General features: G+C 62.7%; 22 protein-coding genes. 9 read left to right on the top strand and 13 right to left on the bottom strand.

Going from position 1 to position 26,647, the window contains the following annotated elements:
• Positions 1-7 precede the first annotated feature (7 nt).
• The 4 genes from BM413_RS02040 to xylF form a co-directional block, all read right to left on the bottom strand.
• Complete coding sequence (locus BM413_RS02040) at positions 8-1,672, bottom strand: CHASE domain-containing protein (protein WP_091909689.1); 1,665 nt, start codon at positions 1,670-1,672, stop codon at positions 8-10.
• An 84-nt stretch (positions 1,673-1,756) separates the two neighbouring features.
• Positions 1,757-2,545, bottom strand: coding sequence for an ATP-binding cassette domain-containing protein (locus tag BM413_RS02035; protein ID WP_091909686.1), 789 nt, complete (start codon positions 2,543-2,545; stop codon positions 1,757-1,759).
• 23 nt (positions 2,546-2,568) lie between these two features.
• The gene (locus tag BM413_RS02030) at positions 2,569-3,888 is read right to left on the bottom strand and encodes a sugar ABC transporter permease (protein WP_091909683.1); all 1,320 of its coding nucleotides are present in this window, start codon (positions 3,886-3,888) and stop codon (positions 2,569-2,571) included.
• A 193-nt stretch (positions 3,889-4,081) separates the two neighbouring features.
• Complete coding sequence (xylF, locus tag BM413_RS02025; RefSeq protein WP_091909680.1) at positions 4,082-5,125, bottom strand: D-xylose ABC transporter substrate-binding protein; 1,044 nt, start codon at positions 5,123-5,125, stop codon at positions 4,082-4,084.
• A 277-nt stretch (positions 5,126-5,402) separates the two neighbouring features.
• Here xylF and BM413_RS02020 point away from each other — a divergent pair, with 277 nt between their 5' ends.
• The gene (locus BM413_RS02020; RefSeq protein ID WP_091909677.1) at positions 5,403-6,644 is read left to right on the top strand and encodes an ROK family protein; all 1,242 of its coding nucleotides are present in this window, start codon (positions 5,403-5,405) and stop codon (positions 6,642-6,644) included.
• An 18-nt stretch (positions 6,645-6,662) separates the two neighbouring features.
• Here BM413_RS02020 and phoB read toward each other — a convergent pair whose 3' ends face one another.
• The 7 genes from phoB to BM413_RS01985 all read right to left on the bottom strand — a co-directional run bounded on the left by phoB (position 6,663) and on the right by BM413_RS01985 (position 16,423).
• Positions 6,663-7,352, bottom strand: coding sequence for a phosphate regulon transcriptional regulator PhoB (gene phoB, locus BM413_RS02015; protein ID WP_091909675.1), 690 nt, complete (start codon positions 7,350-7,352; stop codon positions 6,663-6,665).
• A gap of 122 nt (positions 7,353-7,474) precedes the next feature.
• Positions 7,475-8,182 (bottom strand): phosphate signaling complex protein PhoU, encoded by a 708-nt coding sequence (phoU, locus tag BM413_RS02010; RefSeq protein WP_091909672.1) that lies wholly within the window; start codon positions 8,180-8,182, stop codon positions 7,475-7,477.
• A gap of 33 nt (positions 8,183-8,215) precedes the next feature.
• Positions 8,216-9,040: a phosphate ABC transporter ATP-binding protein PstB gene (pstB, locus tag BM413_RS02005; RefSeq protein WP_091909666.1), complete on the bottom strand. Its 825-nt coding sequence runs from the start codon at positions 9,038-9,040 to the stop codon at positions 8,216-8,218.
• Positions 9,041-9,054: 14 nt separating this feature from the next.
• A complete protein-coding gene (gene pstA / locus BM413_RS02000) occupies positions 9,055-10,371 on the bottom strand; it encodes a phosphate ABC transporter permease PstA (protein ID WP_091909663.1) in 1,317 nt (438 codons plus the stop codon).
• The gene (gene pstC, locus BM413_RS01995; protein WP_091909660.1) at positions 10,368-11,834 is read right to left on the bottom strand and encodes a phosphate ABC transporter permease subunit PstC; all 1,467 of its coding nucleotides are present in this window, start codon (positions 11,832-11,834) and stop codon (positions 10,368-10,370) included. Before pstC ends, pstA begins: the two co-directional genes overlap by 4 nt.
• 66 nt (positions 11,835-11,900) lie before the next feature.
• The gene (locus tag BM413_RS01990; RefSeq protein WP_091909657.1) at positions 11,901-12,938 is read right to left on the bottom strand and encodes a substrate-binding domain-containing protein; all 1,038 of its coding nucleotides are present in this window, start codon (positions 12,936-12,938) and stop codon (positions 11,901-11,903) included.
• Positions 12,939-13,192: 254 nt separating this feature from the next.
• The gene (locus BM413_RS01985; protein ID WP_348272867.1) at positions 13,193-16,423 is read right to left on the bottom strand and encodes a response regulator; all 3,231 of its coding nucleotides are present in this window, start codon (positions 16,421-16,423) and stop codon (positions 13,193-13,195) included.
• Positions 16,424-16,633: 210 nt separating this feature from the next.
• Between BM413_RS01985 and BM413_RS01980 the strand changes: the two genes are divergently transcribed.
• From BM413_RS01980 to BM413_RS01945, 8 genes are all read left to right on the top strand, one after another.
• Positions 16,634-16,879, top strand: a complete 246-nt coding sequence (locus tag BM413_RS01980; RefSeq protein ID WP_091909650.1) for a hypothetical protein — start codon at positions 16,634-16,636, stop codon at positions 16,877-16,879.
• Positions 16,880-17,041: 162 nt separating this feature from the next.
• The gene (locus BM413_RS01975; RefSeq protein ID WP_091909647.1) at positions 17,042-18,094 is read left to right on the top strand and encodes a dipeptidase; all 1,053 of its coding nucleotides are present in this window, start codon (positions 17,042-17,044) and stop codon (positions 18,092-18,094) included.
• 51 nt (positions 18,095-18,145) lie between these two features.
• Positions 18,146-19,786, top strand: a complete 1,641-nt coding sequence (locus BM413_RS01970) for an ABC transporter substrate-binding protein (RefSeq protein WP_162931558.1) — start codon at positions 18,146-18,148, stop codon at positions 19,784-19,786.
• Positions 19,787-19,808: 22 nt separating this feature from the next.
• Positions 19,809-20,876, top strand: coding sequence for an ABC transporter permease (locus tag BM413_RS01965; protein ID WP_091909644.1), 1,068 nt, complete (start codon positions 19,809-19,811; stop codon positions 20,874-20,876).
• The gene (nikC, locus tag BM413_RS01960) at positions 20,873-21,790 is read left to right on the top strand and encodes a nickel transporter permease (protein WP_091909642.1); all 918 of its coding nucleotides are present in this window, start codon (positions 20,873-20,875) and stop codon (positions 21,788-21,790) included. The genes BM413_RS01965 and nikC overlap by 4 nt, the downstream gene beginning before the upstream one ends.
• Positions 21,787-22,620: an ABC transporter ATP-binding protein gene (locus BM413_RS01955; protein ID WP_091909638.1), complete on the top strand. Its 834-nt coding sequence runs from the start codon at positions 21,787-21,789 to the stop codon at positions 22,618-22,620. The genes nikC and BM413_RS01955 overlap by 4 nt, the downstream gene beginning before the upstream one ends.
• On the top strand, positions 22,617-23,366 hold the full coding sequence (locus tag BM413_RS01950; protein ID WP_091909635.1) for an ABC transporter ATP-binding protein: 750 nt from the start codon (positions 22,617-22,619) through the stop codon (positions 23,364-23,366). The genes BM413_RS01955 and BM413_RS01950 overlap by 4 nt, the downstream gene beginning before the upstream one ends.
• 170 nt (positions 23,367-23,536) lie before the next feature.
• Positions 23,537-25,048 carry a helicase HerA domain-containing protein gene (locus tag BM413_RS01945; RefSeq protein ID WP_091909632.1) on the top strand — a complete coding sequence of 504 codons (1,512 nt, stop codon included), beginning with the start codon at positions 23,537-23,539 and terminating at the stop codon, positions 25,046-25,048.
• 23 nt (positions 25,049-25,071) lie between these two features.
• Here the strand turns inward: BM413_RS01945 and BM413_RS32990 are convergent, their stop codons facing one another.
• Positions 25,072-25,248 carry a hypothetical protein gene (locus BM413_RS32990; RefSeq protein ID WP_162931557.1) on the bottom strand — a complete coding sequence of 59 codons (177 nt, stop codon included), beginning with the start codon at positions 25,246-25,248 and terminating at the stop codon, positions 25,072-25,074.
• A gap of 153 nt (positions 25,249-25,401) precedes the next feature.
• Positions 25,402-26,325: a hypothetical protein gene (locus tag BM413_RS01940; RefSeq protein WP_091909629.1), complete on the bottom strand. Its 924-nt coding sequence runs from the start codon at positions 26,323-26,325 to the stop codon at positions 25,402-25,404.
• Positions 26,326-26,647 lie beyond the last annotated feature (322 nt).

The following is a 26,647-nucleotide window of genomic DNA, read 5'->3' as shown; positions in this document are numbered from 1 at the left end:
GCTGACGTCACTCCCTGGTCTTTGAAAGACCTTTCAGCGGGATATCGATCTGGACCAGAAGACCGTCGGCGCGATAATCGCGTTCGATGGTGCCGTAGAGTTCCCGGGTTATGTTCATATCGATGAGCTTGGTGCCGAACCCCGTTCTTGTCGGCGGCGAGATCGCCTTGTTGCCGCTTTCCGTCCAGGTCAGGCCGAGGCGTCGTTCGCCGCCTTCTTCATGAACCCGCCACTTCACTTTCAACGCAGCAACCGTGTTGCCGGCCTCGCCATATTTCAGCGCGTTGGTGGCAAGCTCGTGGAATGTCAGGCCGAGCGCCTGCGTCGTGGTCTCGTTCAGGAGCACGACCGGGCCCGACAGCATGTCGTCGGGCAGATCCTTGCCGAAGACCTGCCCGAGTTCGATGCGCAGGAGTTCGCCGAGATCCGCCTTCTGCCAGCGTGAGCGTGTCAGCATGTCCTGCGAGGCGGCCATCGCCTGGAGCCTTGCGGCAAAGGACGAGGAGAACTCGTTGACATCGGTCGCATGTGCCGCCGTCTGCCGCGCCATCGCCAGCACCCGCGTGATGGAATTCTTGATGCGATGCTTCATTTCCTGAAGCATCAGATCCTTTTCCAGCAGGCTCTTTTCGGTCGTCTCATGCAGGCGCGCGACGGCATCGTAGGTGCGTTCCTGATAGCGTGCGACCATCGCAATCGCGCCGGCGAGCAGAAGCCCGAACAGGCCGAGCATGACCGGAATTGTCGGCGAGGACGGCTCAGAGAACCCCGCGGTCGGGCGGAAGCGGACCGTCCAGGGCCGGCCGGCCAGCACGATGCTGCGCGTCACGCGAAAGTCTTCGCTATAGGCCGCGCCCGGGGGTGTCGGCGAGCGGTAGAACAGATTGTCGTCGCTGGCGTCGCCGTCGAAGACTTCAGCATGAACCGGTAATAGCGGAGCCGAGCCAAGCGCCGCCTCGAACAAATCGCCCGTGCGGAACGCCACATACACCAGTCCCGAGACGGTTGGCTTGACGCCTCCCGTGCCGGTATTCGCCTCATCTTCGTCCACGCTTGCGAACACCAGGAACCCGGGCACCTTTTCTGCCGAACCGGTATTCTCGCCGAGAACGATCCGTGCGGTTGCCCGGGGAGCTCCGCTGGTCATTGCCATTTCGATGGCAGCGCGACGCGCTTCCTCCGTGAACATATCGTAGCCGAGGCTGGATATGTTCGCCTCACTCAACGGCTCGTAGAGCACTATCGGCGTACGCCACTCCAGCTCCGATGGCGGGTAGATCGACCCTTCGGTGCCGCCAATCCTGCGGATGTCCTGCTGGAGCTGAGCTTCATCGCCGCGCTTGGCTATCTCGAGAAAGCCGATGCCCCTCAGGCCCTTGAAGTTGTTTTCAACATCGAGCGCATCGAAGAATGCCTTGAATTCCGTTCGCCCGATCTCACGCCCGCGAACCTTGAAAAGGGCCTGCGTGGAACGCAGCAGCGAAAGGTGGAGATTGAGGCGGCTCTCGATGCGGTTCATGGCATCGTCCACCGTCGCCGCGAACTTGAAACGCGCGGCCTCCTGGGACGAATGATAGGCAAAGCCAGCCATCGCCAGGCTCGCGGCCGCGACAGCCAGGAAAACCGCGACGGAGAGAAATTTCTTCAAGGGCCGGGCCTGCGAATTGCTCATACCAGCCCCTTATTAAAGGGTGCCGGGGGTAATGCAATGCACAGGCCCATGCGATGGATTGGTCGTGGCCTCAGCGCAACAGGTTCAAGCAGCGATGGCCATCGCTCCCGGTCCCGGGATTGCACCGGGCGGGCATTTTCCAAGGATGATCATGCCCAGAACCTCGTCCTTGGTGACGTCCTGGGTGCGCGCGGTGCCGACGACCTGCCCGTTCTTCATGACGCAGACTCGGTCGGCGAGGTCGAACACGTCATGGATGTCGTGGCTGATCAGGAAGATGCCGATGCCGTCGGCCTTCAGCTGCTTGACCAGTTCGCCGACCTGCGCGGTTTCCTGCGGCCCGAGGGCCGCCGTCGGCTCGTCCATGATCAGGATGCGGGCGTTGAACAGGATCGCGCGCGCGATCGCCACCGACTGGCGCTGGCCGCCCGAAAGCTTGCTCACCGGCTCCTTGAAGCGCTGGAAGCGCGGATTGAGCCGTCCCATCACCTTGCGCGCCTCGGCTTCCATGGCGACGTCATCGAGCGTGCCCCAGGCCGTCCTGAGCTCGCGGCCCAGGAACAGGTTGGCGGCGGCATCGACATTGTCGGCCAATGCCAGGGTCTGGTAGATCGTCTCGATGCCGTATTTCTTGGCATCGCGCGGGTTGCCGATCGAGACTTCCTCGCCATTGACGAAGATCGCGCCGCCGTCGCGCTTGTAGGCGCCCGACAGTATCTTGATGAGCGTCGATTTGCCGGCGCCGTTGTGGCCGAGCAGGGCGACGACTTCGCCGGCATGGAGATCGACCGACGCATCGTCCACGGCGCGAATGCCGCCGAAGGCGATCGAGATGTTCTTCATGTCGACGAGCGGGGTGCTTGTCTGATCCATATGATTGCCTCCCGGATTACCGATTACTGCACGCGCCGGCGGTAGAGCGTGTCGAGCCACACGGCCACGACCAGCACGAAACCGACGACGATATTCTGCAGCGGCGTGTCGACGCCAAGCAGCACCATGCCCGATTGCAGCGACTGCATCAGCGCAGCACCCAGCATGGCGCCGGCGACCGTGCCGACACCGCCGGCCAGCGACGTACCGCCGATAACGGCTGCCGCGATCACCAGAAGCTCGTCGAGCGTGCCCTGGGCGTTGGTCGCCGCGTTCAGGCGCGCGGTCGAGATCGCGGCGCTGATGGCGGCGAGGAAGCCCATGACCATGAAGATCTTCATGGTCACCCAGCGCGTGTTGATGCCGGCGAGTTCAGCCGCTTCCGGGTTACCGCCGATGGCGAAGACGTAGCGGCCGAAGCGGGTGCGCGTTGTGACGAAGGTCATGATGATGCCGGCAGCGATCGCCATCAGCACCGGAATGGCGATACCATGGGCGATGAACAGCCCGCCCTCGGGAATGGTTATGTTGTTGGCCTCGGCATATTTCTTCACCGTGCCTGCCGGCCATGGATAGGAATTGGCGACCCAGACGGCGCCGAGAATGACGGCGCAGGTAACAGCGCCAAGGAACGTTTCGGCCCAGACCGGCCGCAGCGGGAACTTGAAGCGCTTGCGCTGGCGACGGCCCGAAAGCAGCATCAGGATGACGGCAGCACACGCGACCAAGCCGATGACCCAGCTCCACGTCGCGCCGATTGCGCCCTCAGGCCCGCCGCCCATCAGGCGGAACGTTGCATCCATGGGCGCGACCGTCTGGCCGCTGGTGACCCACCACGCCGCACCGCGCCAGACGAGCAGGCCGCCGAGCGTGACGATGAAGGCCGGAATGCCGAGATAGGCGATGAGAAAGCCCTGGAATGCGCCGATCACCACGCCGACGACGAGGCCGGCAGCCAGCGCAATGACCCAAATGGACGGATCGCCGAGCGGAAAGCCCATCACCCGCGGCAGGAACACCGCCTGGGTGACACCCATGATCATGCCGACGAAGCCGAGGAGCGAGCCGACGGAAAGGTCGATGTTGCGCGTGACGATGACCAGCACCATGCCGGTGGCCATGACCGCTACCGATGATGATTGAACCGAGAGGTTCCACAGGTTGCGGGGCGTCAGAAACAGCCCATTCGACAGGATATGGAAGCCGATCCAGATAACCAGGAGCGCGCCGACCATGCCGAGCATGCGGGTATCGAGTTCTGTGGCCTTGAGAAACCGGGCGACAGCGCCGAGTTCGGATGCTCGAGCCCGATCCGCAGATTCGCTCGTTGTCACGTCGGTCATGACTTCCTCCCGCCGGCCGTTACGGTCTTTCGCCGATAGCCGGACTTCATCCTAGCGCATGCCCCTGAAAACCGGAACGATTTCCCAAAGGGGGTCACGCGTCGTTTCAAAACATCGGGCCTTCTTGCAAAAGCCCTTAAGAAAACGCCGCGGCTCTGATCAAACCGCGGCGTCGCTATTCAAGCCGAATGGCTTAGTTGCAGGCCGGAACCGAACCTGCCTTCACGCCCTGGCAGACGACGTCCTTGGAAACCCAGCCGGCGTCGATGACGACGTTCAGATTGTCCTTGGTGACCGGAACCGGCTTCAGGAACACCGAGGTCATCTCGACCTTGTTCGGGCCGCCGTCGAACTTCACGGCGTTCGCGATCTTGTCCATCGCGGTTCCGTCAGCAAGCTGCGAGGCGATCTCGGCTGCCGTCTTGCCGAGTTCGCGCGAGTCCTTCCACACCGAAACGGTCTGCGTGCCGAGCGCGATGCGGTTGAGCGCTGCATGGTCGGCATCCTGTCCCGAAACCGGAACCGAACCGGCCAGGCCCTGCGCGTCGAGCGCGGCAATCGCGCCGCCGGCAGTGCCGTCATTGGCGGCAACGACTGCATCGACCTTGTTGTCGTTGGCGGTCAGGAACTGCTCCATGTTCTTCTGCGCGTTGGCGGGCAGCCAGCCATCGGTATAGGCCTCGCCGACATTCTTGATCTTGCCGCTGTCGATCGCGTCCTTGAGCACTTCCATGGCGCCAGCGAACAGGAAGTCCGCGTTCGGATCGGAACCCGAGCCCTTGATGAAGACATAGTTGCCTTCCGGCTTGACGTCGAACACGCCCTTGGCCTGCATGCGCCCGACTTCCTTGTTGTCGAAGGTCAGGTAGAAGGCGTCCTTGTTTTCGATCAGGCGGTCATAGCCGACAACCGGAATGCCTTCGGCAACGGCCTTTTCGACGGCCGGTCCGATGGCGCTCGAATCCTGTGCCAGGATGATGAGCGCGTTGGCGCCCTGGCTGATCAGGCTTTCGACGTCGGTGAGCTGCTTGGCAGCCGACGACTGCGCATCAGCGGAAATGTACTTGTCGCCGGATGCTTCGAGAGCAGCCTTGATCGCGGCTTCGTCGGTCTTCCAGCGCTCTTCCTGGAAATTCGACCACGACACGCCGACGATCTTGTCCTTCGCATGCGCAACAGCGCCCAGCGACATGGACAGCGCAACACCCGCCAGCATGGCGGTTGCAAACTTCTTCATGATTTCCTCCCTGGCGCCATGACAGCGCAACGATACTTTGGCCCTCGGGCCCACCCAGAAGCTCTTTTTTTCGAGCCTCGAAAAAAAGAATGACGCATGCGCAGAGTTCTGTCAATATCCTTGTGCCGCTGTTGACGGGCCTGTCCGGTGAAGGGATGGTTCGCAACGGTTGCAAAGGCCAGGAACCCTCGTCCGAGGAGGGATCGCGGTCCAACAACAAGGCAGGAGCCGTTCCGCTTCGGCGGAATGAACAGGCTCCCGGGAGGAATACGAAAACATGTCGGTCGCGATCCGTCACGACGATCTGCGCAAGCGCAACCGCGCCATGGTCATTGCCGCCGTGCGCCAGGCGCAACAGCCGTCGCGCACCGAAATCGCCGGCTCGACCGGCCTCAGCCACTCGACCATTTCTGCAATCTCGTCGGACCTCATCGCCGAGGGCATCCTGCTGGAGGCCAAGGGACCCGAGGCGTCGTCACAAAAGCGCGGGCGGCCACAGGTGGCGCTGGAACTGAACCCCGATGCCGCCGAAATCGTCACCGTCGTCCTTTCCCTGAACTTCCTTTCGGTCGCGATCGTCGACTATTCCGGCAAGGTCGTGTCCGAGGAAGAGCGCAAGCTTGAAACGCTGACCATGTCCCGCGACGGCTTGATCGGCGAATGCGTGGCCATGGTGCGCCGGCAGATCGCGCTGCGTAGATCGGCCGGCCGGCGCGTGATGCGCATCGGCATGGCAGTACAGGGCATCACCGATTCCACCTCCCGAGCCATGCTGTGGACGCCGATTACGGCGCATACCCACATTGCGTTCGCCGACATCATCGAGGAAGCAACCGGCATTCCCGTGACCGTCGAGAACGACTGCAACATGATCGCGGTGGCGCTGAGATGGCGCAAGCCCGAGCGCTACCACAACGACTTCATCGCCGTGCTGCTTTCGCACGGCATCGGCATGGGCATGGTGCTGAAGGGCGAACTCTTCACCGGCACGCAATCCTCCGGCGGCGAGTTCGGCCATATGATCCACCGGCCCGATGGCGCGCTCTGCCGCTGCGGCCGCCGCGGCTGCGTCGAAGCCTATGCCGGCAACTACGCAATATGGCGCAAGGCAAAACAGGCAAGCGAAGACGACGCACCGCTCGCCGACATCAGCGATGGCGACATGCGCATGCTGGCAGATGTGGCGCGTGCAGGGCCCGGCCCCGAGCGCGAAGCGTTCCGCAAGGCCGGCGAAGCGATCGGCTTCGGCCTGGGAAGCCTGTTCGCGCTGATCGATCCCGCTCCGGTGGCTGTCGTCGGCATCGGCGCGACCGCTTTCGATCTGATCGAGCCGGCGCTGCGCGAAGCGATCGACAAGACCGCCGGCGGCCAGCACAACAAGGCGATTTCCTTCGATACAGAGCCGAACGAGCTTCCGCTCATCCGCGAGGGCAGCACCATGCAGGCGCTGACCTTTGTCGATCAGGAGATTTTTGCGCCGGGCGCAAGCCCGGCAACAGTCGGCCACAAGGTTGCCTGAGAAGCGCCAGGCAACGGCTCAGTCCTCGCGGATGGCGTAGCCCGAGCCGCGAATGGTGCGGATGACATCGGGCATGCGGCCCGTGTTGACGGCCTTGCGCAGCCGGCCGACATGCACGTCCACCGTGCGCTCGTCGATATAGATCGTCTCGCCCCAGACATTGTCGAGGAGTTGGCTGCGCGAGAAGACTCGGCCGGGATGGCGCATCATGAATTCGAGCAGGCGGAATTCCGTCGGCCCAAGCTTGATCTCGCTCTTCTTGCGATAGACGCGGTGGGCTTCGCGGTCGAGCACGATATCGCCGACCTTGAGCACGCTGGACAGCACTTCCGGCTTGGCGCGGCGCAGCAGTGCGCGCACCCGCGCCATGAATTCCGGCGTCGAGAACGGCTTGACCAGATAGTCGTCAGCCCCGGTGGAAAGCCCGCGCACGCGGTCGCTTTCCTCGCCACGCGCCGTCAGCATGATGATCGGCAGGCGCTCGGTTTCGGGGCGCATTCTCAGCCGTCGGCAAAGCTCGATGCCGGAAACCGCCGGCAGCATCCAGTCCAGCACCAGAAGATCGGGTACGTTTTCCTGAAGCCGGATCTCGGCTTCGTCGCCGCGCGGCACGATCTCGACCTGATAGCCTTCCGATTCGAGATTGTAGCGAAGCAGCACGCCCAGCGGCTCTTCGTCTTCGACCACCATGACTTTGGGTGCGATCATCAATTTGCCGTCCTGTTAACGCGATCCGGTTCGAGCCCCCTCGCCTTTCGCATGGTGTCCGGCGGGTTTCGCACCGCCGGTGGAACAAGCTTACCCTTTTAGAGCTTCGTGGCCAGCACGCCTCAGGCGGCCGGTGCAGTCATCGAAGTTTCATCCTGCTTCGGCCGATTGAGCGGAAGCTGCTTGCCGGTCATCACATAATAGGCGTTTTCGGCAATGTTGGTGACATGGTCGCCGATACGCTCCAGATTCTTGGCGCAGAACAGGAGATGTGTGCAAGCGGTTATGTTGCGCGGGTCTTCCATCATGTAGGTCAGGAGCTCGCGGAACACGGCGGTGTATTTGACGTCGATCTTCTCATCGGCGGCGCGCAACGCCTGCAACTCTTCAGGCCGGCGCGACACATAGTGGTCGACCACCTCCCGAACCTGATCCAGCACCATGCCCGACATCGCCTCGATCGAATGGGCAAGGTCGCGCGGCGTGGCGCTCTGGCCGACAGCGCTGACGCGCTTGGCGATGTTCTTGGCAAGGTCGCCGATCCGTTCCAGATCGCCGGCCATGCGGATGGCGCCGACCACGGCACGCAGGTCCTGCGCCATCGGCTGGCGCTTGGCGATCAGCGTGATCGCGCGCTCGTCGAGCTCGCGCTGGCGCGCGTCCATGATGGCGTCGTCCGAAACGACGCGCTGGCCGAGCGCATTGTCCGACTGGACCAGCGCCTGGATCGAAGCGCTGACCATCGAGCCGGCCAGGTCGCCCATATCCCGGATGAGACGGTCGATATGTCCCAGATCTTCATCGAAAGAGGTGACGGTATGTTCGCCCATGATGCTGTCCTTGCAATCCGCGTCGTGTTCGCGTCAGCCGAAGCGGCCGGTGATGTAGTCCTGGGTTCGCTTGTCGTCGGGGTTGGTGAACATCTTGTCGGTCGCACCTTCTTCGACGAGATAGCCGAGATGGAACATCGCCGTGCGCTGCGAAACGCGCGCCGCCTGCTGCATCGAGTGGGTGACGATGACGATCGTGTAGTTCTGGCGCAGTTCGTCGATCAGTTCCTCGACCCTTGCAGTCGCGATCGGATCGAGCGCCGAGCACGGCTCGTCCATCAGGATCACTTCGGGCGACACCGCGATGGCGCGCGCGATGCACAGGCGCTGCTGCTGGCCGCCGGAAAGGCCGGTGCCCGGCTCGAGCAGGCGGTCCTTGACCTCATTGAACAGGCCGGCCTTCTTCAGGCTGGTCTCGACGACATGGTCGAGTTCCGACTTCTTCTTGGCCAGGCCGTGGATGCGCGGTCCGTAGGCGACGTTCTCGTAGATCGACTTCGGGAACGGGTTCGGCTTCTGGAAGACCATGCCGACGCGGGCGCGCAGTTCGACCACGTCGATGTTCTTGTCGTAGATGTCTTCATTGTCGAGCGTGATCTTGCCGGTCACCCGCGCGCTGTCGATGGTGTCGTTCATGCGGTTGAGGCAGCGCAGGAAGGTCGACTTGCCGCAGCCCGAAGGGCCGATCAGCGCCGTCACCTGGTTCTCGCGCACGTCGAGGTCGACATCGAACAGCGCCTGCTTTTCGCCGTAGAACACGCCGACCTTGTTGCCGCGCATCTTGATGATTTCGTTGGGTGTGCCGCTCATTTTATCGCTCACTGCGCTTTCGAGTGCTTTCTCGGTCATGATGTTCATAACATGGTCCTTTTCTACCAGCGCCGTTCGAAGCGGCGGCGCAGCACGATCGCGGTGATGTTCATCGCCATCAGGAAGATGAGCAGGATGATGATGGCGCCCGACATGCGCTCGACGAAAGCGCGCTCGGCCTCGTTGGCCCACATGTAGATCTGCACCGGCAAGGCCGTCGCCGGCTCGAAAGGCGTCGTCGGATAATTGGCGACGAAGGCGACCATGCCGATCAAGAGCAGCGGCGCCGTCTCGCCCAGCGCACGCGCCAGGCCGATGATGGTGCCGGTCAGGATGCCGGGGGCTGCCAGCGGCAGGATGTGCTGGAACACCATCTGCATCTTGGATGCGCCGAGACCCAACGCTGCCGAACGGATCGACGGCGGCACTGCGGCAAGGGCGGCGCGCGTCGCGATGATGATCGTCGGCAGGGTCATCAGCGTCAGCACGAGGCCGCCGACAAAGGCCGCCGAACGCGGCAGGCCGAGGAAGTTGATGAACACCGACAGACCGAGCAGGCCGAAGACGATCGACGGCACCGCGGCCAGATTGTTGATGTTGACCTCGATCAGGTCGGTCAGGCGGCTCTTCTTGGCGAATTCCTCAAGATAGATCGAGGCGGCAACGCCGATGGGAAGGGCGAGCAGCAGCACGATCACCATCATGTAGAAGGAGCCGATGATCGCCACGCCCATGCCCGAGGTTTCAGGACGGCTGGACGCGCCGAAGGTGAACAGGCCCTTGTTGAAATGCTCGGCCATCGAACCGTCGGCCGTCAGCTGCTTCATCCAGATGACCTGCTGGTCGGAAACCTTGCGCCGCGCCTCATCGACATTGAGATCGATCTGACCCTTGAAGGCGGAGTCGAGATTGGCGGCGGCGAGAATGTCGACATTGCGCGTCGTGCCGATGACCGAGGGATCGGCGGCAACCACGTCACGCAGTTGCGTGCGCGCGCCGTCCGACAGGAAGCCCTTGAGCTTGCGGATCGTCACCTTGTCGTCCGGGTTGATGCCGAGCTTTGCGACCAGCGCATTCTCGGCCAGCTTGGGGTAATTGGCGGAGATCAGCACGCTCGGATCGGTGGCGCGCTTGTTGTCCGGATCGAGGATCTTCTCGTCGAAATTGATTGGCAGGGACACCGTCGTCTGCCAGAACGCCGTGTAGCCCTTGGAGACGATCGAAAACAGCATGATCGCGAGGAAGACGAGGCCGACCGAGATCGCCAGCATGCCGTAGATGCGAAAGCGGCGTTCGGCGGCGTAGCGGCGCTTCAGCCCGATATCGCGGCGCGGACGGGGGACGGCACCAGCCACTGTGTCCATGGAAATGTCGGTCATTCGTACTGTTCCCGGTACTTGCGCACGATGTAGAGGGCGAAGATGTTCATGATCAGCGTCAGGAAGAAGAGCGTGATACCCAGCGCGAAGGCGACCAGCGTCTGCGGCGAGTTGAACTCAAGGTCGCCGGTGAGCTGATTGACGATTTTGACGGTGATGGTGGTCATCGCCTCGAACGGATTGAGCGTCAGGTTTGCGGCCACGCCTGCGGCAAGCACCACGATCATCGTTTCGCCGATGGCGCGCGAGGCAGTGAGCAGAATGGCGCCGACGATGCCCGGCAGCGCGGCAGGCAGGATGACCTTGCGGATTGTCTCCGAGCGCGTAGCACCGAGGCCGAGCGAACCGTCACGCATAGCGCGCGGCACCGCGGTGATGATGTCATCCGACAGCGACGATACGACCGGGATGAGCATGACGCCCATGACGAGGCCAGCTGTCAGGATGCTCTGCGCCTGGATGAAGGAGGTGCCGCCGGCAAGGGCTGCACTGAGGTCGCGCAGGAAGGGCCCGAGCGTCACCAGTGCGAATATGCCGTAGACGATGGTCGGGATGCCGGCGAGCAGTTCCAGCGCCGGCTTGACCACGGCGCGCACCTTCGGCGAAGCATATTCGGCCATGTAGACCGCCGACATCAGGCCAACCGGAACGGCAACCAGCATGGCGACCAGCGCGATATAGAGCGTACCGGCAAGAAGCGGGATAAGGCCGAACTGACCAGCCGACTCGCCAGCGCCGGCGGCAGCAAAGCGCGGGTCCCAGACGGTGCCGAAGAAGAAGCTGAAGAAAGGCACGCGCTCGAAGAAGTTGATCGACTGGAACAGCATCGAAAGCACGATGCCGACCGTCGTCAGGATGGCGATGGTCGAGGCGCCGAGCAGGCCCCAGAGAATGAGCCTTTCGACATTGTTGCGCGCACGCGCCCTGACTTTGATCTGCGACAGGCCGAAGACGGCACCAGCGACGGCAAGTGCGAGAACCAGGACGCCGCCGATCAGCTGCATCGTGTCCTGCGTGCGGTTGGCATCCACCGCGATCGGTATCATGTAGTCCTGGGTGTCCGGCGCCAGCGCCACGCCGCGCGCTGCAAGCATGGGCTGCAGTTCGGCGAAGGTAGCCGGCAAATTGTTGGCCACTTCCGGCTCAAGCTTGCGCAGGCCGTTGGCGAGGCTCTTGGTCAGGCTGGCAGCCAATGTGCGGCTGGCAACAGCGCTTTCGGCGGTCTGTGCCGGCAACTGCCCATTGATATGGCTGTTGAGATAGACGCTGGAGCCGATGCTCCAGATGGCCAGCAGGAGAAGTGCGGGCAGCGTGGCGAGCAGGAAGGCCCACCAACCATGATAGTGAGCACGGGAGTGCGGCTTGACCTTGCCATTGTCGTGGGCGGCGGCACGCTGTCGTCCGATGAAAAAGGCGACGGCGCCTATGACGAATACGAGCGCGAAGACGAGCATCAAGGACATGGACTACTCCGGGATGGCAGGCGTTTCGGGGCGCAGGATAATCCCGCGCCCCGAAATGTCGTCTGATTACATGGTCTTGCCGGCGTCGAAGGCTTCGCGCTGTTCCTTGCGCTCGCCTTCCGGAGCCGAAACCAGGCCGTAATCGGCAAGCGGGCTTTCCGGGCCGACCATCTGGTCGTCGAGGAAGAAGTCGACATATTCCTTGAGACCCGGAACGACGCCGAGGTGAGCCTTCTTGACGTAGAAGTACAGCGGACGCGACACCGGATATTCGCCCTTGGCGATGGTCTCGGTCGAAGGAACGATGCCCTCGACGGTCGCGACCTTCAGCTTGTCGGCGTTGTTTTCGTAGAAGGCGAGGCCGAACACGCCGACGCCGGTCTTGTTGGATGCGATGCGGGCGAGCGTTTCGGTGTAGTCGCCGTCGATGTCGACAGCCTTGCCGTCCTTGCGGATGGCGACGCAGGTCTTGGCGGCAGCCTTGTCATCCTGGCCGGCGGCCTTGATGGCATCGATCGCGCCCGAGGACTTGCAGCCTTCGGTCATCAGCTTTTCTTCGAACACTTCGCGGGTGCCGTGCTTTTCACCCGGGATGTAGGCAGCGATGTCCCAGTCGGGCAGGTTCGGGTTGACCTGGTTCCACTTGGTGTTCGGGTTGTTGACGAGCTTGCCGTCGACGACGAGCTGGGCAGCAAGTGCCTTGTAGACGTCAGCCGGCACCAGCGCCCAATCCGGGCCATTGATGTCGGTGGCGAAGACGATGCCGTCATAGCCGATCTTGACTTCCTGGATGTCCTTGACGCCGGCGTCGACGCAGGACTTCACTTCGTCGTCCTTGATCTTGCGCGAGGAATTGGCGATGTCGATGGTGTTCTCGCCGACGCCCTTGCAGAATTCCTTGATGCCGGCGCCGCTGCCGCCGGACTCGACCACAGGGGTCTTGAAGTTGGTGAAGGTCTCGCCGAAGTTCTCGGCAACGATCTTTGCATAGGGCAGAACGGTCGAGGAACCAGCGACCTGGATCTGGTCGCGGGCTGCGGCGTAGCCGGCGGAAGCGGCAAGCGCGATCGCTGCGGCCGACGCCGTAAGAAAGAATTTGGTCATTGGGGCCTAACTCCTGTCGGGGAATTTTCTTCAACGCGTTTCTTTGCGTCGGGAGAGGCATTAACGCCCGATTGTAACAGTCAGATGACAGTTTCATGTCACCTCGGTAACGCCCGAAAACAGGCGTTTTCGGCATGCCATGGAATGCCCGGCGCGTTCCGTGCGGGAATCAAGCAGTTACGCCGCTCGGCGGCTCTGGCGAGCGCTGCAGGAGCGGAGAAGAGCGAAGCAAGAAAAAATTAACGCTGCCGCCTTCAGACGGCTTCGCGCTTGTCCTGATCGTCGAGCCATGCCCAGCGCTGGACTTTTTCGAGCAGGGCCTTGGGGCTGATCGGCTTGGCGAGATAGTCGTCCATGCCTGCTTCAAGGCAGCGATCGCGGTCGCCCTTCAGCGCGTGCGCCGTCACGCCGATGATGGGAATGCGCGTTCCGGACTGCGCTTCCAGTTCGCGGATTGCCGCCGTCGCTTCCAGCCCGTTCATCTCCGGCATGGAAACATCCATCAGGATCATACGCGGCCGCATCTCGGTGAAGGCGGCCAGCGCCTTCCTGCCATTGCAGACGATCTCGAAGGTGAAATCGGTTTCGCCCAGTATCTGGGTGAAGACGAGCTGGTTGACCTCATTGTCTTCGGCCACGAGGATATCGAGCCTGTGCTCGGCCGAGCTGACTGGCCGGCTGCGCGTCCGCAGGCTGACGGCAGGCTGGGACACCGGCTTCGCCGCAACATCTGCAACGGCGCCGCGCCTTGGTTCGCCGGCAAAATAGGCGCTGCGCCGGCGCTGAATGGTCGAGACGAGGGCTTCGAGAAGCGTCGAGGAACGCGCCGGCTTGATGAGCTGCGCGTCGATCGCCAGATCGCGATAGCTGGCATTGACGAGCGATTGGTCCACCGAGGTCAGCATGACGATCGGCGTGTTTGCGAGGCCCGGCGTGTTGCGCACGATGCGCGCCATTTCCGCGCCCGACATGTTTGGCATCTGATAGTCGAGCACCACGCAATCGACAGGGACGCCGAGTGTTGCAGCGGCGTGCAGCACCTTCAGACCCTCCGCCCCGCTCTGCGCAGCACAGGCATCGAAGGTCCAGGACGCCATCTGCTCGATCAGGATCGAGCGGTTGACCGCATTGTCGTCGACGATGAGGATACGCGCGCCAGTGACGTCGACCGGCGTCACCTTGCGGCCTTCCGGCCGTCCCGCATTGGGCAGGGACAGCGTGAACCAGAAGGTAGAGCCCTTGCCCTCGGTGCTTTCGACGCCGATGTCGCCGTCCATAAGACCGACAAGCCGCGAGGTGATGGCAAGGCCGAGGCCGGTGCCTTCATGGCGTCTTGTCGACGAGGCATCGACCTGGCTGAACTTCTCGAACACCTGCTTCAGCTTGTCTGCCGGAATGCCGATGCCCGTATCGGTCACCGCAATGCGCAGACTGGCGATACCGTCCACCGTCTCGCCGGTCACGTCGATCAGCACATGGCCGGAATCCGTGAACTTGACGGCGTTGCCGACCAGATTGGTGATGATCTGGCGAATGCGGCCGACATCGCCGACAAACAGATCGTAGAGATTGGGCGCGACACGCACGATCAGTTCGAGGTCTTTTTCCTTGGCCCGCGTCGACACCAGCGTGGCGACATCCTCGATGGCTTCGGCCAGATTGAAGGGCGCGGGATCGAGCACCAGCTGCCCGGCATCGATCTTGGAGAAGTCGAGAATGTCGTTGATGATGGTGAGCAGCGCATTGCCCGATTTCACGATGATGTCGGTAAACGTCTTCTGCTTTGGGTCGAGGTCGGACTTTGCCAGCAGCTCGGCCATGCCGAGCACGCCATTCATGGGCGTGCGGATTTCATGGCTCATATTGGCCAGGAATTCCGATTTCGCACGGTCGGCCAGTACGGCCCGGCGCTGGGCCTCTTCAAGCTCGGCCTCACGCTCCTTCAGTTCGGTGACATCGGTGCTGGAGCCGATGAGATGCACGGAGCCATCGATGGAAACAAGCCGGCTTTTCTTGGCGTAGAGCTGGCGCACGGTGCCGTCGGAATGGGTCAGCACCTCCTCGGTCTCGTTCAGCTTGCCGCTGCGCAGAACGTCGAGATCGCGCTCGGCGAAACCCTCACCTTCCTCGCCGAAGAAATCGCGGTCGCTTCGCCCGATTGCCGCCTGCTGCGAAACGCCGGTGATGGTGCTCCAGGCCTTGTTGACGAACTCGAAAGTCAGGTCGGCATTCTTGACGTAGGTCGAGACCGGCAATTCATCGAGAACATGCCGGAAGAGATCGATCTGGCGCATGCTGTCGCGCAGCGCCTTTTCGCGCGTCTTCAATTCCGTAATGTCGACGCGCACGCCGATATAGGTGCCGTCGTCCATGCGCATGTCGAATGTCTGGAACCAGCGCCCATCCGGGTTGATGCGCTCTGCCGCCAAATGTTTGACGTGGTAGCGCCCCATATAGCGCCGCACCCAGCCGTCGGGATCGCTGTCATAAAGCGCATCCAGCTCGGGATCTTCGCTTTGCCGGAAATAGCCGACATGATGCGCCAGTTCGATCGCCTCGCGCAGCGTGCAGCCGGGCACCCAGGCAGCCGCCATGCCCGGCAGCGAAGCCTGCAGCTTGCGGTTTGCCAGCACGAACTTGTCGTGGCGATCGTAGATGATGACACCTGCCGGCAGCGATTCCAGCACACTGGCCAGCCGCCGGCGCGCCTCGTCGGCTTCGTTCTCGCGCGACTTGATATCCGTCACATCGAAAAGAAAGCCGGCAACGAAATTCTTGCCGCTGTCGACGCTGACGCGGTTCTTGCGCACGATGCGCGACTTGGCCTTGCCGAGAAACTCAAAATTCTCCTCGACTTCGTAGGGCTGGCCGGTGAGCAGCACATGGCGCTCGCTGTCCTCGAAGCCTTCGGCCTGTTCGGCGGCAAAGAAATCAGCGCCGACCTTTCCCAGCATGTCCTGCGGCTTCCTGCCGAACAGGGTCGAAAACGCCTCGTTGACGAAGACGAAGCGCAGGTCTGCGTCCTTGACGAAGATCGGGTCCTTGATGCCGTTGATGACGGCTTCGGAAAGACGCGTCTTTTCCACCGTCTCGGCGAGCCGTTGTTCACGCTCCTTCATCTCGGTGATGTCGTAGTAGGAAACGAGACGCTTGCCGCCGGAAAGTGCCGTCACCGAATAGATCATGGTGCAGCCGTCGGCGCGCTTGAATTCGCGCGGGGCGACATCGCCGGCGCGGATTTCATTCAGCCGATAGGCGACGTAGCTTTCCCACTTCTCGTCGTTGACGTCGTAGATGCCGTTGTGACGGTTGAAGTCCATCACCGCCCGAAACGATGAACCGACGCCGATATCGTCCGGCGTCATCTTCCAAAGCTTGTAGAATTCCGTGTTGACGACCAGCGCGTTGAGGTCGGCGTCGAGAAGCACGACGCCCATCTTCATGGAATCGAGGACCCGCTCCAGGTCTGACGCCAATTCGCCCATTCCCGGCGAAACTCCCGCGCCTACGATATCCAGCATAGTTACCCCACCGCGAATCCATCGCCGACCGCCCCCGCGGTCGTCCCGTCGCTGGAATGTGCCCGACAAGTTTTAACGATCGACTAACCTTAACCAGCCTTCACAGTCATGAACGACCCGATTGCCATTCGCGAATTCAGCCTTACCTTCATGCGGACATCAGGAGGAACAAAGATGCCGAATCCCAAGCCGATCGCCACCGCACCGAAAAACGGCAGCAAGGTCCGCGTCTTCTGGAAAGACGCCGACGGGCAGGAGAACGAATCCATCGCCCAGTATCGCTCGGCCGAGATGCTGAAGGCGCTTGGCGGCGAGGGAGACGAGAACGATGTGGGCTGGTGGGCATTCACCGATTCCAGCACACAGAAGAAGATCAACCCACATTCCTGGGCGTCCGCCACCGATGATGAAGAGGACTGAGCAGCCTTTTGCTTTGCCGCGCCCGTGCAGATACCGGCGCGGCATTGACGCAACGGCAGTGAGACCAGCCGGCTTGTTTCGGTCGAGCCAGTAAAGGCGGCGCGCCGATATCTCTTGATCTTGCCCGAACCATTTGCATCATCCATGCAAAAAGGGTTGCCCATGCACGCAGTCTTCGACGGCCATAACGACGTTCTGCTTCGCCTCTGGCGGCATGAAAAGGACGGCGGCGACGCTGTCGCCGAGTTCGCCAAGGGCACGGCCAAAGGCCATATCGATCTGCCCCGCGCCCGTGCCGGCGGGCTCGCCGGCGGCCTGTGCGCGATCTATATTCCCTCCGGCCATCTGGTGCTGAAGGAACCGGGCGCCGACGGCAGCTATGTGACCCCGCTTTCCAAGCCGCTCGAACGTTCCCCCTCACTCGACATCGCACTGGAGATGGCGGCGGTCGCGCTGAAGCTGGAGCGCGCCGGCACATGGCGTCTGTGCCGCACCATGGCCGATATCGACAATGCGCTGGCCGACGAGGTCTTCGCCGCCGTGCTCCACATGGAAGGCTGCGAGGCCATCGGGCCGGACCTTGCGGCGCTGGAGGTGTTCTACGCCGCCGGCCTGCGTTCGCTCGGGCCGGTCTGGAGCCGCAACAACGTCTTCGGCCATGGCGTGCCCTTCGCCTATCCGATGAGCCCGGACACCGGTCCCGGCCTGACCGACGCCGGCTGCGAGCTGGTGCGCGAATGCAATCGCCTCGGCATCATGATCGACCTGTCGCACATCACCGAAAAAGGCTTCTGGGATGTCGCCAAGCTGAGCGACCAGCCGCTGGTGGCGAGCCATTCCAATCCGCATGCGCTGGTCCCGGTCGCGCGCAACCTCACCGACAGACAGCTCGACGCCATCCGCGAGAGCAACGGCCTGGTCGGGCTGAATTTCGCCGTCACCATGCTGCGCGCCGACGGGCGGGAAAACGCCGACACGCCGATCTCCGACATGGTCCGCCATATCGACTATCTCGTCGACAAGCTCGGCATCGATGGCGTCGCCATCGGCTCCGACTTCGACGGCGCCTTGATCCCCAGGGAAATCGGCACCGCGGCGGGCCTTCAGAACCTCGTTGTCGCCTTGCAGGGCGCGGGCTATGGTGGCGCGGAACTGGCGAAACTATGCCGCGAAAACTGGTTCCGTGTCCTGCGCTCCGCCTGGCACGAGGACTGAAGCCGCCTAACAAGAATAATAACTTCGTCAACAAAACAGGGAACAACCAAGATGATGATGGGAAAAATGAACGCTCGCTTCCGCCCGCTGCTTGCCGGCGCGGCAATGTCGATGCTGGTCTTCTCCGCCGCTCCTTCATTCGCCGAGACGCCGGCCGACACGCTGGTTCTGGCTTGGGCCATCGACGACACCATCACGCTCGATCCGGGTGAGTCCTTCGAGATCAGCCCCGCGGAATTCATCGGCAATTCCTATGACATGCTGGTGCGCCTCGATATCGCCGACACCACCAAGGTCAAGGGCGGCATTGCCGAAAGCTGGACCGTTTCCGACGACGGCCTGACCTATACCTTCAAGCTCAAGCCCGGCCTCAAATTCGCTTCCGGCAACCCCATCACCGCCGAAGACGTCGCCTGGTCCTTCGAGCGCGCCGTCAAGATGGACAAGAGCCCGGCCTTCATCCTCACCCAGTTCGGCCTGACCGGCGAGAACGTGACGGAAAAGGCCAAGGCCGCCGACACCAACACCTTCGTCTTCACCGTCGACAAACCCTATGCGCCGAGCTTCGTGCTCAACTGCCTCACCGCCACCGTCGGCGCAGTCGTCGACAAGAAGCTGGTGCTGGAACACGTCGCGCCGGTGACGCCGACCGACGACTACAAATTCGACAACGATTTCGGCAATGGCTGGCTCAAGACCGGCTTTGCCGGTTCCGGCCCGTTCAAGATCCGCGATTGGCGCGCCAATGAGCTGCTCGTTCTCGAGCGCAACGACAATTACTACGGCGAAAAGCCGGCACTTGCCCGTGTCATCTATCGCCATGTCAAGGAAAGCGCCACGCAGCGGCTGATGCTGGAAACCGGCGATATCGACGTTGCCCGCAACCTCGAACCCGGCGATCTTGATGCCGTTTCCAAGAACGACAAGCTCGCCACCACCAGCGCACCGAAGGGCACGGTCTATTACATCAGCCTGAACCAGAAGAACGAGACGCTGGCCAAGCCGGAAGTGCGCCAGGCCTTCAAATATCTGGTCGACTATGACGCGATCGGCTCGACGCTGATCAAGGGCATCGGCGAGATCCGCCAGACCTACCAGCCCAAGGGCGTGCTCGGTTCGCTCGACGATGCGCCGTTCAAGCTCGATGTCGCCAAGGCCAAGGAGCTTCTGGAAAAGGCCGGCCTGAAGGACGGCTTCTCCGTCACCATGGACGTGCGCAGCAGCCAGCCGGTCACCGGCATTGCCGAGTCCATCCAGCAGACCGTCGGCCAGGCCGGCATCAAGCTGGAGATCATTCCCGGCGACGGCAAGCAGACGCTGACCAAGTACCGCGCCCGCAACCATGACATCTATATCGGCCAGTGGGGCATGGATTACTGGGATCCGAACTCCAATGCGGAAACCTTCACCAGCAATCCCGACAACAAGGACGACGCCGCCACCAAGACGCTGGCCTGGCGCAATTCCTGGGATGTGCCGGAGCTGACCGCGCAGACCAAGGCAGCCCTTCTGGAACGCGACAACGCCAAGCGCGCCGAAATGTACCAGAAGCTGCAGAAGGAATCGCTGGAGACCAGCCCTTTCGTGATGATCTTCCAGCAGACGGAAGTCGCCGGCCTGCGCGGCAACGTCAAGAACTACAAGCTCGGACCGAGCTTCGACAGCAACTTCCTGGCACCGGTCTCGAAGTAATAGAACCGAGAAGATCGGTTCGTTGAGCAACACGCAAACACGCGCGGAGGCGAAACGCGAAAGCGGTCGCGCCTCCGCCCGCGCCGCTGCGATCGCCCGTTTCGTGGTGATCGTGGTGACGACCTATCTTGGCCTTCTGGCCGTCACCTTCTTCATCGGCCGCGTCATCCCGATCGACCCGGTGCTGGCGATCGTCGGCGACCGCGCGCCGGCCCATGTGGTCGAGCGCACGCGCATCGAGATGGGACTGAACCTGCCCTACTACCAGCAGTTCTTCCTCTATGTGAAAGGCGCGCTGCAGGGTGATTTCGGCACCTCGGTGCTGACCACGAACCCGGTGATGTCGGACATAAGACGCGTCTTCCCCGCGACCATGGAACTGGCCTCGCTGGGCACCATCATCGGCGCGCTGTTCGGCATTCCGCTCGGCGTGCTTGCCGCCGTCAGGCGCGGCAGCATCGCCGACCAGATCGTGCGCATCATTGGGCTGGTCGGCTATTCCGTGCCGATCTTCTGGCTCGGGCTTCTGGGGCTGTTGGTATTCTATGCGCGGCTGAGATGGACGGCCGGCCCCGGCCGCATCGACGTCGTCTTCGAATACACCTTCACCCCGATCACCGGCTTTTACCTCCTCGATTCGATCCTGCGCGGCGACTGGGCCGCGTTTCGCGATATCTTCGCCCACATCATCCTGCCCGCCTCGCTGCTCGGCTATTTTTCGCTCGCCTATATCAGCCGCATGACGCGCTCCTTCATGCTGAATGAACTTCAGCAGGAATACATCGTCGCGGCGCGCGCCAAGGGTCTTTCCGAAACCCGCATCATCTGGGGCCACGCGCTGCGCAACGCCGCCGTGCCGCTGGTGACGGTGATCGCGCTGTCCTATGCCAACCTGCTTGAGGGCTCGGTGCTGACCGAAACCGTCTTCGCCTGGCCGGGCCTCGGTCTCTACATCACCAATTCGCTGCAGAACGCCGACATGAACGCAGTGCTTGGCGGCACGCTCGTCATCGGCTCGGTATTCATCGCGCTCAATTTGTTCTCCGACCTGCTCTACCGCGTACTCGACCCAAGGACGCGGATACGATGAGCGAAACCATGCAGACCCGCCGCGATTGGCTGCTTTCCGAGCGCCCGGCCTCACGCCTGCAGGCAAGGCTCGGCCGCGCTTACCTGACGTGGCGGCGCTTCACTGCCAACAAGCTCGCCGTTATCGGGCTGCTGATCATCCTCGCGCTGTGCCTGGTGGCGGCACTCGCCGATGTGCTGGCGCCCTATTCCCCCTACATTGGCGATCTCGCCAATTCGCGGCTGCTGTTTCCCGATGCCAATCACTGGCTCGGCACCGACGGACAGGGCCGCGATATCCTTTCGCGCCTCATCTACGGCTCGCGGCTGACCTTGCAGGTCGTCGTCCTCGTCGCCATCATTGCCGCCCCCATCGGCCTGCTGGTCGGCACGGTCGCGGGCTATGCCGGCGGCTGGGTCGATGCGGTGCTGATGCGCATCACCGACATCTTCCTTGCCTTTCCCAAGCTGGTGCTGGCACTGGCCTTCGTTGCAGCACTCGGGCCCGGCATCGGCAACGCCATCATCGCCATCGCCATCACCTCGTGGCCGCCCTATGCCCGCATCGCGCGGGCCGAAACGCTGACGGTGCGCAATTCCGACTACATCGCCGCCGTGCAACTCATGGGCGCGTCACCGACGCGCATCGTGCTGCGCCACATCATGCCGCTCTGCGTCTCCTCGCTTATCGTGCGCGTCACGCTGGACATGGCCGGCATCATCCTCACCGCCGCTGGCCTCGGCTTCCTCGGCCTCGGCGCGCAGCCGCCACTGCCCGAATGGGGTGCGATGATCGCGGCCGGACGCCTGTTCATCCTCGACCAGTGGTGGGTGGCAGCCGCTCCCGGTTTCGCCATCCTGATCGTCAGCCTCGGCTTCAATCTTCTCGGCGACGGCCTGCGCGACGCGCTCGACCCGCGCGGAGGCAGCCAATGAGCGCGTTGCTGGAGGTGGAAGACCTGCGCGTCAGCTTCCCGACCCGCACCGGCGTCATCGAGGCGGTGCGCGGCGTCTCCTTCTCGCTCGGCAAGGAACGGCTCGGCATCGTCGGCGAAAGCGGTTCGGGCAAATCGCAGACCGGCCGCGCCATCATGGGCCTGACGCCGGAGCATGCGGAGATTTCGGCCAAAAAGCTGGAGTTCAGCGGCATCGACCTCCTGCACGTGCCGGCGCGTGAGCGGCGCACCTTGCGCGGCAAGCGCATCGCCATGGTGCTGCAGGATCCGAAATATTCGCTCGACCCGGTCATGACCATCGGCCGCCAGATCGTCGAGACCTTGCGCACCCATGAGAAGGTCGGCAAGGCCGAGGCGCGCAAGCGGGCGCTGGACATGCTCCAGGCCGTGCAGATCCGTGATCCCGAGCGGGTTTACAAGCTCTATCCGCATGAGGTTTCCGGCGGCATGGGCCAGCGCGCCATGATCGCCATGATGCTGATCGCCGGTCCCGAACTGCTGATCGCCGACGAGCCGACATCGGCACTCGACGTCACCGTCCAGCTCGAGGTGCTCGGCATTCTCGACCGACTCGTGCGCGATCGCGGCATGGGCCTGATCTTCATTTCGCACGACCTGCGGCTCGTCTCGTCCTTCTGCGACCGCGTCATCGTCATGTATGCCGGCAGGATCGTCGAGGAGCTGCCGGCGACCGAGCTTGGCAACGCCCAGCATCCCTATACGCGCGGGTTGCTCAATTGCATGCCGCAGATCGACGCCGACAGGCACCCGCTGCCCGTTCTCGACCGCAAGCCGGAATGGGCGCTATGACCGCAGCCCTTGAACTGGACCGGCTGCGCGTCACCTTCGACGGCTTCGTCGCGCTGAATGACGTCAGCCTCACTGTCGCCTCCGGCGAATCCTTCGGGCTGGTCGGCGAATCCGGCTCCGGCAAGTCGACGCTGCTGCGCGCGGTTGCAGGGCTGGCGCCGGTGGCGGGCGGAACCATCGTCGTCAACGGCAAGCCGCTGGGACGTAAACGCGACAAGGCTTTCTACCGTCAGGTGCAGATGGTTTTCCAGGACCCATACGGCTCGCTGCATCCGCGCCAGACTGTCGATCGCCTGCTGCTGGAGCCCTTAGCCATCCATGGTTTCGAAGACACCGAAAAGCGCATCCTGCGTGCGCTGGACGAGGTCGGACTGGGTTCCGGTTTCCGCTTCCGCTATTCGCACCAGCTTTCCGGCGGCCAGCGCCAGCGCATCGCGATTGCCCGTGCGCTGATCCTCGAACCATCGATCCTGCTGCTCGACGAGCCAACGTCGGCGCTCGACGCCTCGGTGCAGGCCGAGGTGCTGAACCTGCTTGAGCAGATTCGCGCCGACCGCAAGCTGACCTTCATCATGGTCAGCCACGATCTCGCGGTCATCACCCATATGTGCGACCGGCTGATGGTCATGCAGAATGGCGAAGAGGTCGAACGCCTGACCGCAGCCGATCTCGTCGCGCGCCGCGTCACCAAGGATTATACGCGCAATCTGCTCGTCGCCAGCGAGGGCTTCAAGCGCAGCGCTTAGCTCCGCGACCTTTCATCTGTGGGTTTCCTTAAACCCAGGCCCCATTACCGACGTAGCAATGCTAAGAGCTATAAAAATTCAGGCTTGAATCTCCGTCACGCCTGTTCCCGCCCGCTGTGCTAGACCCCTAAAATGGACAAGAGAATCATGCGGCGCGTCGAGGAGGCGCAATGAAGGTAGGCATCGATATGGGCGCGACGTCCAACGGGACGCCGGCTATGCTCGACCTTGAGGAATTGCTGGCGACCCGCCTGCTCGTGCAGGGCAATTCGGGCTCCGGCAAATCGCATCTGCTGCGCCGCCTGCTCGAACAGAGCGCGCCGTGGGTGCAGCAATGCATTGTCGATCCGGAAGGCGATTTCGTCTCGCTGGCCGATAAATTCGGCCATGTCGTCGTCGATGCCGCGCGCACCGAGGCCGAACTCACCCGCATTGCCGCGCGTATCCGCCAGCATCGCGTTTCCGTCGTGCTCAACCTCGAAGGACTGGACGTCGAACAGCAGATGCGCGCCGCAGCTGCCTTCCTTGGCGGCATGTTCGATGCCGAGCGCGACCACTGGTATCCGGTTCTGGTCGTCGTCGATGAAGCCCAGCTCTTCGCACCGTCCGCTGCCGGCGAGGTTGCCGACGAGGCCAGAAAAATCTCGCTCGCCGCAATGACCAATCTGATGTGCCGTGGCCGCAAGCGCGGGCTGGCCGGCGTTATCGCCACGCAGCGCCTTGCCAAGCTCGCCAAGAACGTTGCGGCGGAAGCCTCGAACTTCCTGATGGGCCGTACCTTCCTCGACATCGATATGGCGCGTGCCGCCGACCTGCTCGGCATGGAGCGGCGTCAGGCCGAAATGTTCCGCGACCTCGGCCGCGGCCATTTCGTGGCGCTCGGGCCCGCAATCGCGCGCCGGCCTTTGCCCGTCACCATCGGCAATGTCGAGACCGCACCCCGCTCGACCAGCCCGAAGCTGATGCCGCTGCCGGAAAGCGGCGAAGACCTCAGCGAGCTGATTTTTACGCCCGGCCCGGAAGAACGACGCCCGATCGTGCGGCGCACGCCACCGCCGCCAGCTCCCACCCCGACCGCCGATATCCTGGCCCAGCTTTCACAACCCAAGCCGGCACCCGAAGCACCGGCCGAACCGGTCTTCGCCATCATCGACGAGGCCGAGCGCGACATGCAGATCGAAGGCGTGCTGCGCGAAATTCTTGAGGACGTGGACGCCTCCTTCCGCTCCGACGCCATCCTCTATCAGGATTTTCTGGTCCGCTGCCGCATCCGGCGCGTCGCCGGCGAGCCGCTGGCCCTGCCGGCCTTCCGGCGCAAGCTGGCGGTCGCCCGCGCAGGCGTCGATGGCGCGACAGCCGAAAGCGAGACCTGGCAGCATGCACTGGAATTATCGGCAAGCGTACCCGATGACATGCAGGGCGTTTTCCTGTCCGTCGCACAGGCAGCCGTCAACGGCTTGCCCTGTCCTTCCGACGCTGCAATAGCCCGTGTCTATGGCAGTCACTCGGCGCGGCGGGCACGGCGGCTCCTGACCTATTTCGAGGAACGCGGCCTGCTGGTGGTACGCACCGACTTCCGCAATAACCGGGTGGTGGCCTTCCCCGATCTCGGCTGCGAAACCGCACCGGGCGATCCGAACCTGCCGGACGACGCGGTCGACAGCCAGTTTGCGGCGGAATAGTCGATCAAACTGCTTTCAGCGGCTCAGCTTTCGCTTTCGCGCAGTCTGTTCAAGGCTTCCTGTTCAGCCACCGAGAGCAGGGCTCCAAGGTCGTGCAGCGCATAGTCTGCATCCACCGCAGCAAGGGATTTACGCAGTTCCTTCAAGGTGCCGTAGGTTTGGCGCAGCGTCTCGCGTAGCTGTCTCCGATCTTCCTGCATATCCGTCCCTTCCTACGCTTACTCGATACTCGCAAGACAACTGCCCCGAGCAGTGAACGTTCCAGAAAAGCTCATGTTTTCATGATTGAGCGCTGCTCAAACAAATGCCCGCCCCGGTGAAGGGGCGGGCATTTGCATCCACTCGCTCGTTGGTTATCGAACGATCATGACGTCCGGGTTCTCATCGCGGCCACGCCCGCCGATAAGTGCGGCGACCGAAGCGATGAAAGCACCGAGCAGCAAGGACAGCGCCGTCACCAGCGAGAATGTCGCGGCAGCCTTCCTGGCAGTGTCCGCAGCCTGTTTCGCATCGGTCTTGGCGGTTTCTATCCGCTTCAGAACGCCATCGACGCGCGCTTCAGCGTCGGCCTGCGAAATCCCGGCACGCGCAGCGACGAGTTGCGCGAGATAGGTGCGATCCTCGGCTGACACTTCACCTGATGCCGCACTGGAAAGCAGGATGCGCGTGGCCTGGCCTGCCGCCGCCGCATTGCCTTCAGCCCCTTGTGCATTGGCCGCAGCCGGATCGGCCGGACGGAACAGGGAATCGACGAAGTAAGAGGTCATGTCGTTCGCCTGCGAAGCCATGCCGCTCTGGCTGGCCGCACTTGCGCCGGCACCAGCCGCTGAAGTTGCGCCGGAAACCACCGTCGAGGCGGCCTGCACGCCACCGCCCACGACCGACGTCAGGGCCGAGCCCATCACGCCGGCGACGACCAGCGTTGCCAGCGCCCAGGACAAGAACCCATGCGCGCTGTCGCGGAAATAGATCTCGTCGTCATGGACGCCCGACCATTTCGTGCGCAGCCGCCCGGCGATATAGCCGCCGAAAGCTGACGAAAACCATTGCACGATGATAAGCCAGATTGCGGTTGATACGGCGAAGGTTGTCATCGAGACGCCCGAGCCGGACCATGGCGAAACGGAACTCAGGCCAAGGCCGGAACCCAGCACGATCAGAAGAAGCGTCAGCGAGGATGCCGCCACCGCGCCGGCGATGATTGCAGCCCAGGAGACAGCGGATGACGAGGATTCGCTCGGAACGATCGCCTCGGTCGATGAAATTGTTTGTTGCATGACCACCCCTTATCGAACGAACAGAAGGATGAGGATGATGATCGGGATAGGTATACCGAGCAGCCACAGCAGGATTCCGCGACCCATGATTATTCTCCTTGGATTGTTGAGGCACCAAATCGCCCCGTGCCACAGCAACCGCAGCGCGCGATGAAAGTTCCACGGCACGACCCGTGGCGCAGAACTTCTTTCTTTCGCGCGCGATGGAACCTTTCAGGCCGAAGCTTGTTAGACAGCAACGGCGGGTGAAGTCCCCTCCTATCCCGCCGCCTCAAAGAAAAGCCGTCTCTCGCGAGGCGGCTTTTTCTTGTGGCGAAACGCA

Source organism: Mesorhizobium sp. YR577, from assembly GCF_900116595.1.
Taxonomy (GTDB): domain Bacteria; phylum Pseudomonadota; class Alphaproteobacteria; order Rhizobiales; family Rhizobiaceae; genus Mesorhizobium_M.
The sequence above is the reverse complement of the archived record's forward strand: the minus strand, read 5'-3'. Positions and strand labels throughout refer to the sequence as shown.

What these genes read in the sequence shown, in the direction of transcription:
- nikC (WP_091909642.1), top strand. Translation starts at nt 20,873, where the DNA reads ATGAGCGAAACCATGCAGACCCGCCGCGATTGGCTGCTTTCCGAGCGC.
- BM413_RS32990 (WP_162931557.1), bottom strand. Translation starts at nt 25,248, where the DNA reads ATGCAGGAAGATCGGAGACAGCTACGCGAGACGCTGCGCCAAACCTAC.
- pstB (WP_091909666.1), bottom strand. Translation starts at nt 9,040, where the DNA reads ATGAACATCATGACCGAGAAAGCACTCGAAAGCGCAGTGAGCGATAAA.
- phoU (WP_091909672.1), bottom strand. Translation starts at nt 8,182, where the DNA reads ATGGGCGAACATACCGTCACCTCTTTCGATGAAGATCTGGGACATATC.
- BM413_RS01940 (WP_091909629.1), bottom strand. Translation starts at nt 26,325, where the DNA reads ATGCAACAAACAATTTCATCGACCGAGGCGATCGTTCCGAGCGAATCC.
- BM413_RS02030 (WP_091909683.1), bottom strand. Translation starts at nt 3,888, where the DNA reads ATGACCGACGTGACAACGAGCGAATCTGCGGATCGGGCTCGAGCATCC.
- BM413_RS02035 (WP_091909686.1), bottom strand. Translation starts at nt 2,545, where the DNA reads ATGGATCAGACAAGCACCCCGCTCGTCGACATGAAGAACATCTCGATC.
- BM413_RS01970 (WP_162931558.1), top strand. Translation starts at nt 18,146, where the DNA reads ATGATGATGGGAAAAATGAACGCTCGCTTCCGCCCGCTGCTTGCCGGC.
- xylF (WP_091909680.1), bottom strand. Translation starts at nt 5,125, where the DNA reads ATGAAGAAGTTTGCAACCGCCATGCTGGCGGGTGTTGCGCTGTCCATG.
- BM413_RS02040 (WP_091909689.1), bottom strand. Translation starts at nt 1,672, where the DNA reads ATGAGCAATTCGCAGGCCCGGCCCTTGAAGAAATTTCTCTCCGTCGCG.
- BM413_RS01980 (WP_091909650.1), top strand. Translation starts at nt 16,634, where the DNA reads ATGCCGAATCCCAAGCCGATCGCCACCGCACCGAAAAACGGCAGCAAG.
- BM413_RS01955 (WP_091909638.1), top strand. Translation starts at nt 21,787, where the DNA reads ATGAGCGCGTTGCTGGAGGTGGAAGACCTGCGCGTCAGCTTCCCGACC.
- BM413_RS02020 (WP_091909677.1), top strand. Translation starts at nt 5,403, where the DNA reads ATGTCGGTCGCGATCCGTCACGACGATCTGCGCAAGCGCAACCGCGCC.
- phoB (WP_091909675.1), bottom strand. Translation starts at nt 7,352, where the DNA reads ATGATCGCACCCAAAGTCATGGTGGTCGAAGACGAAGAGCCGCTGGGC.
- BM413_RS01945 (WP_091909632.1), top strand. Translation starts at nt 23,537, where the DNA reads ATGAAGGTAGGCATCGATATGGGCGCGACGTCCAACGGGACGCCGGCT.
- BM413_RS01975 (WP_091909647.1), top strand. Translation starts at nt 17,042, where the DNA reads ATGCACGCAGTCTTCGACGGCCATAACGACGTTCTGCTTCGCCTCTGG.
- BM413_RS01950 (WP_091909635.1), top strand. Translation starts at nt 22,617, where the DNA reads ATGACCGCAGCCCTTGAACTGGACCGGCTGCGCGTCACCTTCGACGGC.
- pstA (WP_091909663.1), bottom strand. Translation starts at nt 10,371, where the DNA reads ATGACCGACATTTCCATGGACACAGTGGCTGGTGCCGTCCCCCGTCCG.
- BM413_RS01985 (WP_348272867.1), bottom strand. Translation starts at nt 16,423, where the DNA reads ATGGGCGAATTGGCGTCAGACCTGGAGCGGGTCCTCGATTCCATGAAG.
- pstC (WP_091909660.1), bottom strand. Translation starts at nt 11,834, where the DNA reads ATGTCCTTGATGCTCGTCTTCGCGCTCGTATTCGTCATAGGCGCCGTC.
- BM413_RS01990 (WP_091909657.1), bottom strand. Translation starts at nt 12,938, where the DNA reads ATGACCAAATTCTTTCTTACGGCGTCGGCCGCAGCGATCGCGCTTGCC.